The organism is Maribacter huludaoensis (genome assembly GCF_029350945.1).
GTDB classification, from domain to species: domain Bacteria; phylum Bacteroidota; class Bacteroidia; order Flavobacteriales; family Flavobacteriaceae; genus Maribacter; species Maribacter huludaoensis.
Genome location: NZ_JARKMS010000002.1, coordinates 223,985 through 240,293, shown reverse-complemented (window position 1 = coordinate 240,293; position 16,309 = coordinate 223,985). Strand labels below are relative to the sequence as shown.

General features: G+C 32.0%; 12 protein-coding genes. 10 read left to right on the top strand and 2 right to left on the bottom strand.

Going from position 1 to position 16,309, the window contains the following annotated elements:
• The first annotated feature begins 6 nt into the window (after positions 1-6).
• Positions 7-1,725, top strand: coding sequence for a hypothetical protein (locus PXC01_RS06110; protein ID WP_276471443.1), 1,719 nt, complete (start codon positions 7-9; stop codon positions 1,723-1,725).
• Between the two features lie 119 nt (positions 1,726-1,844).
• Here the strand turns inward: PXC01_RS06110 and PXC01_RS06105 are convergent, their stop codons facing one another.
• Together PXC01_RS06105 and PXC01_RS06100 are read right to left on the bottom strand one after the other, a co-directional pair.
• Complete coding sequence (locus tag PXC01_RS06105) at positions 1,845-2,495, bottom strand: PorP/SprF family type IX secretion system membrane protein (protein ID WP_420828584.1); 651 nt, start codon at positions 2,493-2,495, stop codon at positions 1,845-1,847.
• A 205-nt stretch (positions 2,496-2,700) separates the two neighbouring features.
• On the bottom strand, positions 2,701-2,970 hold the full coding sequence (locus tag PXC01_RS06100; RefSeq protein ID WP_276471441.1) for a hypothetical protein: 270 nt from the start codon (positions 2,968-2,970) through the stop codon (positions 2,701-2,703).
• 245 nt (positions 2,971-3,215) lie between these two features.
• Between PXC01_RS06100 and PXC01_RS06095 the strand changes: the two genes are divergently transcribed.
• The 9 genes from PXC01_RS06095 to PXC01_RS06055 all read left to right on the top strand — a co-directional run bounded on the left by PXC01_RS06095 (position 3,216) and on the right by PXC01_RS06055 (position 16,285).
• Positions 3,216-3,695, top strand: coding sequence for a UpxY family transcription antiterminator (locus tag PXC01_RS06095; protein ID WP_276471440.1), 480 nt, complete (start codon positions 3,216-3,218; stop codon positions 3,693-3,695).
• A 577-nt stretch (positions 3,696-4,272) separates the two neighbouring features.
• Complete coding sequence (locus PXC01_RS06090) at positions 4,273-5,616, top strand: undecaprenyl-phosphate glucose phosphotransferase (protein WP_276471439.1); 1,344 nt, start codon at positions 4,273-4,275, stop codon at positions 5,614-5,616.
• A 155-nt stretch (positions 5,617-5,771) separates the two neighbouring features.
• The gene (locus tag PXC01_RS06085) at positions 5,772-8,066 is read left to right on the top strand and encodes a polysaccharide biosynthesis tyrosine autokinase (protein WP_276471438.1); all 2,295 of its coding nucleotides are present in this window, start codon (positions 5,772-5,774) and stop codon (positions 8,064-8,066) included.
• Positions 8,067-8,113: 47 nt separating this feature from the next.
• The gene (locus PXC01_RS06080; RefSeq protein ID WP_276471437.1) at positions 8,114-9,487 is read left to right on the top strand and encodes a lipopolysaccharide biosynthesis protein; all 1,374 of its coding nucleotides are present in this window, start codon (positions 8,114-8,116) and stop codon (positions 9,485-9,487) included.
• 48 nt (positions 9,488-9,535) lie between these two features.
• On the top strand, positions 9,536-11,119 hold the full coding sequence (locus tag PXC01_RS06075) for a hypothetical protein (protein ID WP_276471436.1): 1,584 nt from the start codon (positions 9,536-9,538) through the stop codon (positions 11,117-11,119).
• Between the two features lie 71 nt (positions 11,120-11,190).
• A complete protein-coding gene (locus PXC01_RS06070) occupies positions 11,191-12,348 on the top strand; it encodes a glycosyltransferase family 4 protein (RefSeq protein WP_276471435.1) in 1,158 nt (385 codons plus the stop codon).
• Between the two features lie 127 nt (positions 12,349-12,475).
• Entirely contained in the window at positions 12,476-13,732 is a 1,257-nt protein-coding gene (locus PXC01_RS06065) for a WcaI family glycosyltransferase (protein WP_276471434.1), read from the top strand.
• Positions 13,733-13,886: 154 nt separating this feature from the next.
• Positions 13,887-15,215: a phenylacetate--CoA ligase family protein gene (locus PXC01_RS06060; protein WP_276471433.1), complete on the top strand. Its 1,329-nt coding sequence runs from the start codon at positions 13,887-13,889 to the stop codon at positions 15,213-15,215.
• Positions 15,216-15,220: 5 nt separating this feature from the next.
• Positions 15,221-16,285, top strand: a complete 1,065-nt coding sequence (locus PXC01_RS06055) for a sugar-transfer associated ATP-grasp domain-containing protein (RefSeq protein WP_276471432.1) — start codon at positions 15,221-15,223, stop codon at positions 16,283-16,285.
• Positions 16,286-16,309 lie beyond the last annotated feature (24 nt).

Sequence of the window (16,309 nt, the reverse complement as noted above, 5' to 3'; positions counted from 1 at the left end):
AAGAAAATGAAATATATAATTCTCTTATTCCTTTTATTTATCTCTAGTAGTACGTTATATGGACAAACGGCGAATACTACTTTAGATAATATACCTGAAGAAACTGTACATATACATACTAATACAAGTTTATGCTTTGCCGGAGAATATCTCTATTACAAGTTTTATTGCGTATTATCAGAATCATTATTGCACAGTACACTTAGTAAAGTGGGGTATGTAGATTTAATAAACGAAGAAAAAGAAATCATATTTCAACATAAACTTACACTTACAGAAGGTACAGGGTTTAGTGAGTTCTTTATACCTGCAGATTTACCCTCTGGTAATTACAAACTTATTGGCTATACAAATTGGATGCGAAATTTTGGACCGGTAACTTTTTACAAACAGGACATTACCATTCTCAATCCTTATTTAGGGGACCAAAATGTATTTCTTAAAGATGACCAAATAAAAGATACATTAAACATCTTTAATAGCACCTCCAATAAAAAGAATAAACCTAATAATATTATCAACCTGAAAATTGACAAGAATGTTTATAAACAAAGAGAAAAAGTGAATTTAGAGGTTACCGCTATTCCAGGAACAAAATTGGCCGGCACATATTCCATATCCGTAAGAAGAATAACTACTCTTGATAATGGTATTGACACCATCAGAAGTTTAATTACCAACAGAAACAACCACAAGAGACCCTCATCTTATCCTTTTTTACCAGAGTCAAGAGGCGAATTTCTGTCAGGTAATATAGAACAAGAAAAAAATTCCGCTCAAAAATTGATGATTTCATTTCCTGGGGAAAATAATGTTTTTCATGTGGCGAGTACAAATAGTACAGGGGATTTCAACATTCCGTTATCAGTTAGAAACAACAATGAAGATATGTATATCAGACCGTTTTTAAGTAATGGTAACTTTGAAAAAATCAGTATAAGGAATAACCAAAACATAGACTACGGAATGGTAAATTTCAATTCATTCCTTATAAATAAGGAAATGAAGAATCTTATTGTAGAAAGGAGCATTCATAATCAAATAGAAAACGCTTATTTTGACAGTAAACCAGACTCTATAATTCAAACAAAGGCACTACCTCCTTTCTATAGTGGAGAAAAGACCCAATATATCTTAGATGAATACAAAAGATTCTCTACTTTAAAAGAAACATTTGTAGAAATATTAAAACTTGTTTCAATAGGCAAAGATTCTAAAGGTAAAACAATTTTCAAGATAATTCCCAAATTACCATTACTTGATTCGGGTATTTCTTCTTTGGTACTCTTAGATGGTGCTTATATTCATGACCACGAAAGACTTTTAAACCTTCCTTCCAAGTCAATTGAAAAAATTACAATTGCTAGAGACCAATATCTTTACGGTTCATATAGTTTTCAAGGTATAATGGACATCAGAACCTTTGAAGGAGATTCTTATAAAAATTATTTAGACAATAACACGCAAAGTTTCAAAAATGAACAATTTAGAGTTATTAAAAAATATTACAGAGAGGATTATTCCGGTAACAAAAAAGAGCAAAAAAAACATATACCAGATTTTCGTAATCAATTAGCATGGATTCCTGAAATAGCCGAAACGGAAAATAGTTTTGACCTAAATTTTTATACTTCTGATGTTACCGGAGATTATGAAATAAGCATACAGGGTATTAGTAGTACGGGCGTACCAATACAAGTAACAAAAAGATTCAATGTAGAATAATCAATTATTGAACTTATCTGTCATGCTAAGATTACTAGTTTATGATAGATGAGTCAATATACAGACTGCAAAAAGCTCTCAATTTCTTGAGAGCTTTTTTTTGTTTTATTTATTTGCTATTAAAAGAATCTAGGCGACTTAATTATTCTATCCCTAGATTTGAGCATGAACCTTAAAAAGATTTCGTGCGTTCCAGAATTATACGCCGTTAATTGGGTCGTAGAAAAATCATAGGCGTATCCCATATTTAACTGCGGTGTTATCTGTAAACCAAAAAGCGCACTTACACTGTCGTCCCATCTATAATTTACACCAAGGGTCAGTTTTTCGTTCATTAAGAAGTTTGCCGACACATCTGCAGAAAGCGGTGCACCTGAAACATGCTTTACAAAAAATGAAGGCTTGAATTTTAAAAACGGATTTAAATCGAAAACATAACCACCAATTAAAAATAAATGGACACGTTCCACCGCTTCGGCTTCCTGTATTTCATCATAGTGGGTATTGGTTAAAATATTAGGTGTAGATAAACCTATATATGCATTTCTGGTATAATAAAACACACCTGCACCAATAGACGGTAACAGCTTTCCGTTAATGTTCTCATTTAAAAAAACATCTCCTTCATCTCTGTACAGGCCTTTACTCCAATCTATATTTAAAAAACGAACCCCAGCTTTTAAACCAAGTGCTAGCTTATCTCCTTTACGATTAACAACCAATTGATGCGCGTAATTACCATCAATATATGTTTCAGAAGAAGGGCCTATTTCAAGAGTTTTTTTTTAAGCAGCATTTAAACGCCGGGGTCAAAAATCCAGTAAAATTTTGACCATTACAAACAATAACCTACAATACCAATATCTACTGTTACTGGTCCATAAGGATTTAAAAAGAGGATGAAAAATTTTGTTTTTTAACAAATGCCAAATTCCTTTCAGAAAAAGAAAAATAACGATTATTTATAGGTAAAGATTACACTAGCTTTCTACGAGTTCTCATCATACGCTCTTGCATAATTTTAGCGTATATAATTTGATTTTCCTCTATTTGTTTTTCCAATGAAGAAACTACGGTAGAAGTTTTCTCTTTTACAGAAACCTCATCTTTTGAAATTTTCTGTTTTCTGCTGCTACTGATCGTTAAATTAGACAATAGAGAATTTAATTCAATGGAGACCGAATTTTCTGAAATAACTTGTGTATTCTCTTGTTTGGAACCGAATTTAAATAGATTAAAAAACATAAGGCGATAAGATTTTGGGTTTAGTATAAAACGACCTAAACCTGATAATAGTATAATATAAGTAATCTTTTTCTTACAATAAAATTTTTTTCAATACTAACTATAAAATGTTCAAGTAGCAGAATAGCAATCTCTTAAGCGCATCGATTAAAAAAATACTTATGATATTCACATTTTAAGGCACCCCTAAATACTAGAAAACTAAAAAGAGTGTTACCTTATTACGTAATCTACTTTTACACCCTATGACCAAAAATTGGTACGTACTTTATGTTAAGCCTAAAAATGAAAAGAAGGTAGCCCAAAGGTTATCTGCACTTCAGGTAGAAGTATATTGCCCCATGATCAAAGAAGTAAAGCAATGGAGCGATAGAAAAAAAACTATTGAAGCACCTTTATTTAAGTCTTATGTATTCATAAACATATCTGAAGGGGAAAGACAACGTGTTTTTGATGTACCGGGAGTTGTACGGTATTTGTACTGGTTAGGAAAACCGGCCGTTGTACGAGATATTGAAATGGAAACCTTAAAAAAATGGTTGACTGACGACACCGTTGAAAATTATAGTTTGACCAAGCTAGAATCTGGCGATAAGGTAGCTATTAAATATGGTGCTTTAAAGGATAAGAAAGCCCAGATTATTGAAATAGGAAAAACAAGGGTCAGATTAATTTTAGAAGGTATGGGTGTAGTTCTTAATATGAAGATCAAAGATCTTGCCTAAATAAGCTCCTAGAAATAAATTTTCATTAATAGCCTGCATTTTACTTTGCATAATTGCTGAACAATTTACTTAAAACACCTTTTTTAGCTACTCATTCTTACCGATTTTAATATAAATCACCGCCATTGTAAGATTATCCGTCACTAATCTCCTTATAATTTGGCAATTCATATTAGAAGGTAATAATTACAGGTACCCATTTCTATAAATAACCACTTTAATTTTACATTAAATTAGGTTATTCATAATTTATTGATTCGTTAACATTAAATTTTGGAATGTAGGAAATAGCTTCCTATGTTTGTTTAAGTAAATTCCCTCCCCCGTAAATTTTTAAAGAGTTCTGGGTGAGCTCTGTTTTCATAACTTTTCACCTTGTGTTAGACCGTAATTATGTGGCTGACCGCGCGGAGCGCTACGCTAAATTTTAAAAATAAACCGCTCCGTACTTCTTAAAAAACTTATAGGGTTAGTAGTTTCCGGACAATTAACTGTTAAACAAAAACCTATATATAAAAGGTTTTTAAATCATTGAATTCTCTAATTTAACATGACCAAACCGTAACAAAAAAGTGTAATGAAAAAATCATTTTTTGTCATACCCTTATCGTTTATAGCACATATATTAATAATTAATATTGCCCTATATATTTTTACACCGGTAACCTATACCAATATATATAGCATTTTATATTATAATATTTCTTGGTTCATAGTCACCTATAGTATAGACTTTTACCCTACTGCTCGTAGAGAGAGCTTTAAGGTCAATCTTAAAAGCTTTTTAACATTGATCCTATTGTACGGATTAATATATTTTAGCTCTTTTGCGTTCCTGGCCCATGCTTATACAGGCATATATTTGCTGTTCGTTTATTTTATTATCTGTGTACTGTTTATTCTATTTAGAATTCTCTTTTATTGGAGCAGAAATTTTATTCGCCGTAAGCAATATGTTTCTACCAGGGCGGTGGTCATAGGTAGAGATAAAAACCTCAAGAAAATAAGACGCATTTTTGATATTCCGGAATATGGGTATAAATACATGGGCTATTTTGATAATACGCCCTCTACCAGCCCTACCTATTTAGGCACTATAGAAAGTAGCTACAACTATATCTTTAAGAACAATGTGGAAGAAGTTTACTGCCTGGCCTCTCGTCTAAGTAAAGATGAGATCAAACACCTTATGAACATTGCGGACAACAGTTTAAAAAAAATTAAAATTATACCGGATAATAAAGAGTTGTTTTCCAGGGCCATGTCCATAGAACTGTATGATTCCGTGCCCGTATTAAATTTAAGGGCATCGCCATTAGATTTGGAATACTCCAATCTAATTAAACGAATTTTTGATATTCTATTTTCTTTATTTGCCATCATTTTTGTGTTGTCATGGTTAACACCGTTGGTATACATTCTAATGAAACTAGATTCTAAAGGACCACTGTTCTTTAAACAAAAGAGACATGGGGTCAACAAGAACACCTTTTGGTGCTACAAATTTAGATCCATGGCAAAAAACGCCGATAGTGACACTAAAATGGCCACAAAGAATGACATGCGTATTACCAGGCTAGGTAGAATTCTAAGAAAGACCAGTATTGATGAACTACCACAGTTTTTTAACGTACTTAAAGGAGACATGAGCATTGTGGGTCCAAGACCGCATATGGAAGTACATACCAAGCAATATGAAACTTCTGTAGAAAAATATCTAGTACGTCATTTCTTAAAACCGGGCATTACAGGGCTTGCCCAGGTTAAAGGCTATAGAGGCGAAATTATACACAAGTCAGACATTGTAAATAGGGTACGGTACGATATTTTTTACATGGAGAAATGGTCCATTTTATTTGATGTTCAAATAATAATACGTACTGTTACCAATATTTTCTTTAATGATAAAAAGGCGTATTAATACAAACAAAAAACTTCAGTACATTTATTTGCAATTAGTAGTTGAGTAATGTTTTAAAATTTACGAAGCAAAAACGAAGCAATTACTAAAAGTTTAAACCTCAATTATTTATGGTTTACTTTTAGCAATAAACAATAAAAGATATATCCACAAAAATGAACGACATTAATTTTGATTTAAATTCCTCTGAGAATAAAAATTTAGGGCAAGTATTTAAATCTTATTCCAAACATTGGCTTTTAATTACCCTGTCAATCATTATGTGCTTGGCCATTGTTTTTTTGTATTTAAGATATTGGTCTCAAAATCAATATGAGATCAATAGTACTATTTTCTTAAAAAATATAAGTTCAGGCAAGAACACGGGAGACATTGAAGGATTTCGAGATTTTGGTCTTATTAAAACTACGCAAAGTTTAGAGGATGAAATTGGAATAATTACTTCTTCAGGCATCATGGAAGAGGTCATTACAGATAATTTTTTCAATATTAATTTTTATCATAAAGGAAAGATAAAGGATGTAGAAATTTACGGTGAAGATGTACCGGTACAAATCTTGGTAGACGAAAATGCAGACGTTGTACCTTATGATCTATTTATTGATTTAGTTTTTATCGATGAAATCTCTTACCAATTAAAAACTGAATACGAAAAACAAGAAATAAGCAGCACACATGCTTTTGGTGAAACTGTAACCACCAAGTATGGTACAATCACTATTTTGAAAAAGCCAGAAGTAAAAAGTATTACTGAATTTGACCCTATGACTTTTGTTTTAACAGACAAAGAAATTCTGGTAAGTGATTATCTAAAAAACCTTAGTGTATATCCTGACAATGATACCGGGAGTCTGCTTAGAATGACCTTTGTTTCTTCACATAAAACAAAGGGAGAAGACATTCTTTCAAAATTGATTGATACTTATATTGAGAAAACAATTAAATATGAGAATGAATTAGCTGAAAACACCATCAAAATTATTGATAATCGTTTAAAATTATTATCAGGTGAAATTGAAAATGTAGAAAAATCCGTAGTTGATTTTAAAACTAAAAACGTTGTTACAGATGTTGCAAGTAATGCGGACACCTATATACAGCAAGCCAATGATTACAAGGAAAAAGCCTCTGACTATCAAAGTCAAATAAACATTTTAAGCCAAATAGAACAGACACTACTAAACGGTACCATTGAAAATTCTATTGGTGGAGGATTTTCTATTAACGACAGAACACTTACCGATCAAATTAGCACGTATAATTCTACCTTAGTAGAACGACAAAATTTATCACAATCGGCTGTTACTTCTAATCCAATGATCGTAAAGCTTGATGCCAACCTTACAAACCTGCGCAAATCAATATTACAAAATGTACAAAGTTCAAAAAACGGACTCTTATTGGCAAAGCGCAACTTACAAGACAATGCAAATAGATATGATGCTCAATTGGCAAGAGTACCCGGTATGGAAAAACAGTTATTAGATATTAGCCGAGATAAAAGTACCAAAGAAGGGCTATATCTATATCTACTTCAAAAAAGAGAAGAAGAAGTTTTATCGTTAGCGGCACCTGCATCTTCTACAAGAGTTGTCAACAGACCAAAAGCGGGGATATATCCTATTAGTCCGAACAAAAAGTTAACATATTTAGCCGGTTTATTACTAGGTCTTTTTCTACCGGTATCCATTATTTATTTCAAAAATACCTTTAATACCAATATCACTTCTGCAGACGACATTAAGCAGTTGACCAACGCACCTTTAGTAGGAGAAATTTCAAAAAATAAAGATTCCAAGCTAATTCTGACCAAAGAAGAAGAGGGTGAAGAACAATCCCCTACCCTGGAATTATTTAGATTATTACGCTTTAATATAGATTACCTAATAAAAGATGCATCCAATAAAACTATAATGATAACCTCTTCGGTAAAAGGCGAGGGAAAAACATTTATTGCCGCAAATTTTGCGCTATCGCTAGCTTCGGTAGGTGAAAAAGTAGCTTTATTATCATTTGATTTAAGGCAGCCTTCTTTAATGAGCTACTTTAATTTAGATGAAAAAAATGGTATTACAGATTTCATTATAAAAAAGGGAATAGATAAAGAACCGTTACTTCAAACGTATAGTAATATTGAAAATCTTCATATTATGGGCTCTGGTAAAGTAATCGGTCAAATTAGTACGTTGGTAATGCATGAACGTGTTGGTATTCTAATTAATGAACTAAAACAAGATTTTGATAGAATCATTATTGACACCGCACCCATAGGGCTTGTGTCAGATGCGTACGCCCTAAACCCTTTTATAGATAGTACCATATATGTAGTACGTGAAAATTTCACCAAAAAAGAACACTTAAGTATCGTAGAAAACATTCACCAAAATTCCAAACTTAAAAATTGCATGGTTTTATTGAATGATACGGAACCCAAAGAAACTTATATGTAATTTTTTGGAGGTAAACTTTTTAATGTTCCAATAACCAAAAGCACTACATGTCTTTACAAAAAAGGATTCTAAATAATGGTCTTGCCTCTATTCTACAGAAAGTAGTAAGGGTTGTTGAACAATTATTCTTAGTTCCGTTTTTTATTACAGCTTGGGGAGCCGCATATTATGGAGAATGGTTAACGCTAACAATAATACCAAGTGTCATGGCTTTTTCAAACCTTGGTTTTGGATCTGCTGCGGGTAACAGCTTTGTTTTGACATATGCGGAAGGTAATAAGCAGAAAGCCGCTGATATTAGTAAAACTGGCTTCTACATCATAACTATCATGGTTTGCGTAGCTATTCTTATCAGTGCATTGTCAATATTGGTGTTAGCTTATTTTGGTGTATTTGAAAAATCTTTAATTGACAAGACCGATGCCATTGTTGCAGTTTCGTTTATGATCGTTGCTCAATTACTTATGTTCTACCTACAGCTAATGGAGTCTTATTACAGAGCTGCACAAAAAGCTGCTTTAAGTATCAATTTAATTACCACAAAATCAGCATTTTTAATTGGCACAGGGTTGTTAGTTCTGATATTAGGTTACGGAGTTATAGAATTTGCAGTATCACAGTTCATAGTAACCTTATTGTTTATCATTTTTTATGGTATAAAGGGAAAAAAAGTTATTGGTCTTTTTAAAACACATCATGGTGTTAACGATAAAATCATACTAAAGGAAATTACCACCAAAGGACTCAGTTATTTAATGCTACCGGTTTGGCAAATCATATATTTTCAAGGAACCACCTTTGTAGTAAGAATTGTTCTAGGTCCAGAAGCGGTAGCTATTTTCAATACCGTTAGAACTTTGAGCAGATCGTTCAATCAATTTTTATATTTAGTTGAACCTACTGTTTTTCCAGAATTGCAATACTATATTGGCAAGAACCAATGGGAAACAGCAAGAAAAATATTTCGCATATCCATTTTAGGTGTTTTCTTATTATCCATTATTGGCTGTATACTATTGGCAATATTTGGTCCGTGGTTTTATAACCTGTGGACAAAAAATGAGCTGGACTTGCCTTTAGCAATGTGGTACGTAAGTATATCAGGTTTAATTTTTAACGCCTTATGGTATAGTGCAGAAATGATATTTAGGGCAGTTAACCAACCTAAAAAAATGGGTGTTTACGGTATTATCGGCGCCATACTATCAGTAGCTTTTACGTATGTATTCTCAACCTATTTAGGCTTGGTGGGTGCGGCTTTAGGAGCTCTAACGTTAGATATCTTTTTGGTTGTTCTAATACTACCGCTTGGTTGTAAATTAATGCAAATGACCTTAGGAGATTTATTTAGACATGGCATTTCAGATTTTACATTGCTAAATCATCAAATTAAAACAAAACTAGATAGCATAAGAAAATAAAAGTTCTTTTCAAGATTCTCATAAAGTTTTGAAAGTTACTATTAAGTCATGATCAAGTCAGAAAACCATAGCATTCGTCAAATAAACCTAATACTAAAAGTAATTTTAGTAATTGGGGTCATTGGTGAATTAGTATTTTTTCCTAGCATACCTAACTTTTTTGGTTGTGTCATGGCAGTCATTAGCTACATGGTATTTTCTTATTTTTTTAAAGTAGTTTACATAAAATTATTTCCATTTGCTTTTCTCATGTACCTTTCAATGTTCATGTATCGCTTTCTACCCCTTATAGCGACATTGGCGGAAGGCAAGCCTATTACCTACGGATTTGAAAGACCTTATCAAACTTTTATTGGCGAAACCATATTGTTCCTAATTTCTTCCATTGCTTTCTATTTTGCATGTAACCCTCATAAGGCTACAATTAAAAATAACCTTATACAAAAGACCTTGGACAAGTTTAAATTTTACGAAATTAACCCGCCAATTATTTGGGCAATGGGCTTAATTGGTTTTGTAATTAAAGCTTATAATTTAAGTAAGGGAGGTGTTGAATACGGTGATGTTTCCGGAAAATTTCTAATAGGTCTAGAATATTTAATGTTTGCCCCTATTTGTCTATTATTTCCAGATTTAATAAGATTAAAATACAGAAAAACAAAATTAGTTTGGGTGTATACCATTTTGGTAATCACCTTAAATGTAGCTTCTAACAAAAGACATCTAATTATTACGCCTTTTGGTACCATGGGGCTATTGTTCTTTTTGCATGTTATATTTAAGAATATAAATATTACAAAATTAACAAGTCCATTAAAATTTATTGTAGGCGGTTTTTTAATATTAATTTCTTTAAACTTTCTTAGCAACTTATCAACGGCAATGTTACATACCAGAGATGTCATGCTGTACGATGCCGAACAAAGGAATAATGCCGATAAAATAAAAGCATTTGAACAAACCATTGAAACTTTACAAAATGAAAGCTTAATGAACCGTTTAAAAGAGAAAAAAAATAAAAAAGAATATAAACCACTAACAAATTATCATCAAAACTGGTCAGAAGAGTACGTAGATAATTTTATGCTGGCTAGATATGCCAATATGCGAATAACAGATGAAACGTTGTATTTAGCCGAAAAGAAGGGCTACGGAAATAAACAAATGTTAGATTTTTTCCAAACCAGTTTAATTGGTTTATTGCCTTCTCCAATTTTAAAATTATTTGGTATTCCTTTCAACAAGTCTTTATACGAGTTTTCAAGAGGAGATTTATTATCTGGTAGAAGTTTGGGTGGTTATAGAGTTACCAGTCATTTAGGTGATGGTTTAGCTACATTTGGTTATTGGTATTTAATCATACAAGCGGTCGTATTTTTTATAGTTTTCAAGTTTTTGAACACATTTATATATTATGGCAAAAAAACTGTTATTTATGCTCCACTTGCAATCATGAGTATTTTTAATTTTTTGGGTATGTTTAGAAATGCAAACGGTATCTCAGGTAATATCAGTTACTTACTCAGAGGCTATTTACAGGATATTATTACCTATTTAATCATTTTTTTTATAGTTAAAATGTTATTCATGATAGCAAACCCTAGGTTAACCGTTACAACCAAAAACATTTAGATAGCATCATATTTATTTTATTGCTTTAAAACTGAGGTTTTAATTATCTAATAATTCAAAAAAATTTTAATTTGAAAATTATTTTTCTAACCCATCATGAAGAGTTTAGAGGGTTTAGCATGACACGCTATACTCAATTCTTGAACAATGGTTTTCAAGAACTAGGTTATGATACCGAGGTGTGGGCACCAAAGAATTTTTTTGCAAAATATAGTACAAATAAAACTATTAAAAAGTGGTTGCGCTATATAGACGCTTTTGTATATTTTCCATTTATACTAATACGTAATTCTAAAAAACAAGCACCTGACACTTTATTTGTATTAATTGACCAGGCATTGGGAATGTGGATGCCCAATATAAAAAATAAAAAAGTCGTAATTCATTGTCATGATTTTATAGCATTAAAGTCTGCATTGGGCTTAATTAAAGAGAACCCAACTAGCTGGACAGGAAAACTATATCAACGTTCTATTTTTAAGGGATTTTCAAAAGCAGAAAATTTTATATGTATTTCAAATCAAACAAAAAGAGATCTCCTTCACTTTTTGAATACCCCACGCTGTAAAATTGAACAAGTCTATAATGCTATTGATCCACTATTTAAAACTGGTAATATTTTAAAGGCAAGAAAACATATTAGCGACTTTCTTAAGTTAGATTTGAAAGAAGGATATTTACTACATGTTGGCGGAAATGGTTTTTATAAAAATAGGACCGGGGTTATTGCTCTTTATACAGCATGGAGAAAGCAAACGAACTTTACACTTCCTTTATTAATGATTGGTTACGAACCATCTTTAGAAATAATAGAAACTTATAACTCCTCCCCTTACAAGGAAAATATATATTTTTTAACAGAGGTAGAAAATGATTTTCTACTTAAGGCATATCAAGGAGCAAAGCTCTTTTTATTTCCTTCTTTAATGGAAGGGTTCGGCTGGCCTATAGCTGAGGCAATGGCTTCGGGTTGTCCAGTTATAACGACAGATAACGCCCCAATGAACGAAGTTGGTGGTAATGCCGCTGTTTATATTAAACGTTGTCCTGAAAACGACAAATTATTACTTTGGGCAAACGAATCTGCCAAAGTTATAGAAAGCACTTTACGCTTAAACGAAGAAGAACGAAACACTCTAATTTTAAAAGGATTAGAGCAAGTAAAATTGTTTGATAAAGTAGCTATCTTAAATCAAATAGAGAACTTTTACCATAACGTTACTGTTTAATATTACAAATCTATAGCTTTAAAATATTAGCTATAAAGATTTGCTGAGTAATTAACAGCGTTAAAACACGCTCGATTACATAGGTTTAGTTACCTCATCACTTTACAAATCCTTTAAATCACCTATCATGAGAACAAATAATCTTAAACGAATACTATTCGTTGGCTATAATTTTTCTCCGGAATTGACCGGTATAGGAAAATACTCAGGTGAAATGATGCACTGGTTAGCCGAAAAAGGACATGAATGTACCGTTCTGACTTCATATCCTTATTACCCCTATTGGAAAATACAGAAACCTTATAGAAAGAACCGCTTTTGGTACAAAAAAGAAGTGACCAATTTTGATTCTGGGGGTAAACTACGGATTATTAGATGCCCCATGTATGTGCCCAATAGACCAAGTGGTCTAAAAAGAATGATACTAGACTGTACCTTCTCTCTTTCTGCTTTCTTAGTTAGCATTCCACTTTTATGCTGCAAAAAATATAGCAGAATTATAACCGTTGCGCCTTCTTTTCAAATTGGTTTACTGGGCGTGTTTTATAAAAAATTAAAAGGTGCCATGCATATCCACCACATTCAGGATATGCAAATTGAGGCGGCACAAGATTTGGGCATGATCAAATCTCCAAAGCTACTAAAAGCTTTATATGGTATTGAAAAATATATTTATAAACATACTGACATTATTAGCAGCATATCTGACGGCATGATTGAAAAAATTGAACGTAAGGCATTAAAGCCCATTTCCTTTTTTCCCAACTGGACGGAGACAAAATGCTTTTACCCTATTACGGACAATAGTGCATTAAAGGAACAATTTGGGTTTAAACCTACAGATTATGTTGTATTGTATTCCGGAGGTATTGGAGAGAAACAAGGATTGGATAGTATACTAACTTCGGCAAAAGAGTTAGGAGATCACAAACAATTACAATTTATTATTTGTGGAACAGGACCTTACAAAGAGGTATTAAAGGAAAAAGCAGAAACAATGAATCTGACGAATGTTCATTTTATGCCCTTACAACCCAAAGAATGCTTTAATAAATTTTTGAATGTGGCAGATTTGCATTTGGTCATACAAAAGGAGAAAGCCAGTGACCTAGTAATGCCCTCCAAACTTACTACAATTCTAGCGGTAGGCGGCCTCTCCTTAATTACTGCTAATCCTAATTCTAGTTTACATCGCGTAGTCAGCAAACACGGCATGGGTATTTTAGTGGCACCAGAAAATCAAGAAGCTTTAAATACAGGAATCTTAATAGGTTTGAGTGAATTCGACAATCAAGATATTAAAAAAGCTGCACGTAACTATGCAGAAAAATATTTGGCTATTGACACTGTGATGCAAACCTTTAATAAGAAAATCACTGCTTAGTATAAAATTAATCTATCAGTTTATCGAATTTTCTGGTAATAGCAACAGTTAATGTTATTTTCTTGAGATAACTCTATATATTTAATTATTACTTCAATTTTAGTAACGACCTTATCATCTTTTCCAATTCAAAGTTTAGCTATTAATATTTTCTATGCCAAATAGTTTTTCCAAAATAATTTTTTCTTTAAAGACTAAAATCTTAAATCCTAGATTAGAGGAGCTCTATCAAAAATCGATAACTGAATTTAATACAGATGATATATCTGAATTAAATTTTAAAAAGCGTCAAAAACTATTCAACCACGCAAAAGAACATTCAGCTTTCTATAAAGAAAAATATGCACATTTAGATTTTGTCCATAAAGGATTAGTAAGTAATGATGAATTTTTAAAAATACCTTCAATTTCGCGAGAAGAATTACGTTCTAACTTTGATACTATAAAATGTAAAAATGTTAAATTCAATGATTGTCAAAAAGTAAGTACCTCAGGAAGCACTGGTCCTCCAGTTTCAGTATTACATGATAAAAGACATCCAGAAACACCTATAAGATGGAGAATTTTAAAATGGTGGAATATTGAACCATGGGAGAATCAAGCTTATATATTTCGTTTTCAAAAGTCATTTTGGGAAAGGTTTAAAAATCATTTAATATGGTGGCCTACTAAACGAATTTTTTTGGCTGCTGCTGACCCAAGTAAGCAGGATTTAGAGAAATTCATTTCAAAATTCAATAAAATTCAACCAAGTTTAGTACAAGGTTTCGTTGATGTTGTATTTGAATTTGCTCTTTACCTATTAGACAACAACATAAAAATCCATGCACCTAAAGTTGTATGGGTGACATCTGCACCTTTGTTTGAAGAACAACGAGTACTCATTCAAAAAGCATTTGGAGCACCTGTATGTGATCAATATGGAAGTACTGAAATAAGACTTATTGCTGCAGAATGTCCTTCACAAAAAGGGCTGCACATAATGCAAGACACAGTTCATATTGAGTTTGTTGATGAAAATAACCAGCCCGTACCCCTTAATTGTAGGGGAAAGATTTTATTGACTGACTTAACAAATTTTGCCTTTCCCCTTATTCGATATGAAATAGGAGATGAAGGTAAATATTTAGAAGGATTATGCGACTGCGGCAAACCCTTGTCATTGATGGATCAGGTAAGAGGTAGACAAGCTTTGGTAATTAAAACGCCTAGTGGACTTACAATTAAAGGAGAACATCTTATGGCTATGTTTGATGGTTACATGAAATATTTTAAAGCTATTCAATTAAAACAATTAGAAGATTATTCCGTATGCATATATTTTATACCAAGAGAGCGTAAAACTGCTCATGAGAGTGTAACCAAAATGCAACAATCATTAATTCGTCGAACAAGAAAAGAGATAGATATAAATTTTGAAGAAACAACCGAAATAAAACAAGTTGGTATGAAAACACCCTTAATTGTTAGCGAATTAAAGTAATTAAAATGAGTATCATATTCTCTAAAGAAGTAACAGACCTTTTAAAAAATAATAGGGATAGATTGCTACTATGGCGTTATAATCAAAACTTAAAGCTGATTATTGAGAGAAAAATGAAAGCTTTTGAATCAGAAACAGGTGCTTTAAGCAAACAAGATAAATATAAATGTGATAGCTACGCTAAAGAAATATTGGGATGGAAAGGCTATTCTATCGGGTTACAGCTTTATACGTTAAGAGCTGGAATTTTTAAGGAAGGATGGATACCTGAAAATTACTTTTATACTAGGGTTATGCCCAAATGGCAAGGACAATACGGTCAAACTTCAAATTTAAGATGTCTAAATTCAAAATTTTTTAAAAGTAAAAAAAATCTGGATTTAGCTTATTTAGTGAATAATAGATGGTACACTATAAATTTTACTCCTATAAACGAATATGAACTTCTTGAAATACTGAAAAAAACTTCGGAAAAAGTAGTTTTCAAACTTGATAGCTCGTATCAAGGAAGAGGTATTTACATACAACAAATAGAGAAATTAAATTTGTCTTATTTAAAAAAATTAGGCAATGGCGTATTACAAAGATTCATTAAACAGCACGAATTTTTCAATCAATTTACAACAAATTCAGTTTCATGTGTCCGCATTACCAGTGTAATATCTTTAGATGGCAGTCCTGAAGTTAGAGGTGCGTTTCTGCGTATAGGTCAATCAAAAGACAGTTATGTAAATTACGAGTCAGAAATTGCTGTAGCAATAAATATGCAAAATGGAAAAATGCAACCTACAGGTTATTATTCTGACTGGACAAGTTGTAATTTTCATCCTGACAGTAAGGTTCATTTTGAAAATAAAAAAATACCATTATTTAAGAATATGATTGAAACTGTATTAAACTTACATAAACAAATGCCGCTTGTAGGAATAATAGGTTGGGATGTAATAGTTGATGAAAATAACGATATCGTACTGATGGAGTGGAATGGCTATGGAAGTGACGTAGCCTTTTCAGAATTCAGTCAAGGTCCTTGTTTTAAGAATCTAGGCTGGGAAACTTTAAAACCATAATATATATTGTTTTTTATAAAATAC

Excerpts from the sequence above, each read along its gene's own strand:
- PXC01_RS06110 (WP_276471443.1), top strand. The coding sequence starts at position 7 with ATGAAATATATAATTCTCTTATTCCTTTTATTTATCTCTAGTAGTACG.
- PXC01_RS06100 (WP_276471441.1), bottom strand. The coding sequence starts at position 2,970 with ATGTTTTTTAATCTATTTAAATTCGGTTCCAAACAAGAGAATACACAA.
- PXC01_RS06095 (WP_276471440.1), top strand. The coding sequence starts at position 3,216 with ATGACCAAAAATTGGTACGTACTTTATGTTAAGCCTAAAAATGAAAAG.
- PXC01_RS06090 (WP_276471439.1), top strand. The coding sequence starts at position 4,273 with ATGAAAAAATCATTTTTTGTCATACCCTTATCGTTTATAGCACATATA.
- PXC01_RS06085 (WP_276471438.1), top strand. The coding sequence starts at position 5,772 with ATGAACGACATTAATTTTGATTTAAATTCCTCTGAGAATAAAAATTTA.
- PXC01_RS06080 (WP_276471437.1), top strand. The coding sequence starts at position 8,114 with ATGTCTTTACAAAAAAGGATTCTAAATAATGGTCTTGCCTCTATTCTA.
- PXC01_RS06075 (WP_276471436.1), top strand. The coding sequence starts at position 9,536 with ATGATCAAGTCAGAAAACCATAGCATTCGTCAAATAAACCTAATACTA.
- PXC01_RS06065 (WP_276471434.1), top strand. The coding sequence starts at position 12,476 with ATGAGAACAAATAATCTTAAACGAATACTATTCGTTGGCTATAATTTT.
- PXC01_RS06060 (WP_276471433.1), top strand. The coding sequence starts at position 13,887 with ATGCCAAATAGTTTTTCCAAAATAATTTTTTCTTTAAAGACTAAAATC.
- PXC01_RS06055 (WP_276471432.1), top strand. The coding sequence starts at position 15,221 with ATGAGTATCATATTCTCTAAAGAAGTAACAGACCTTTTAAAAAATAAT.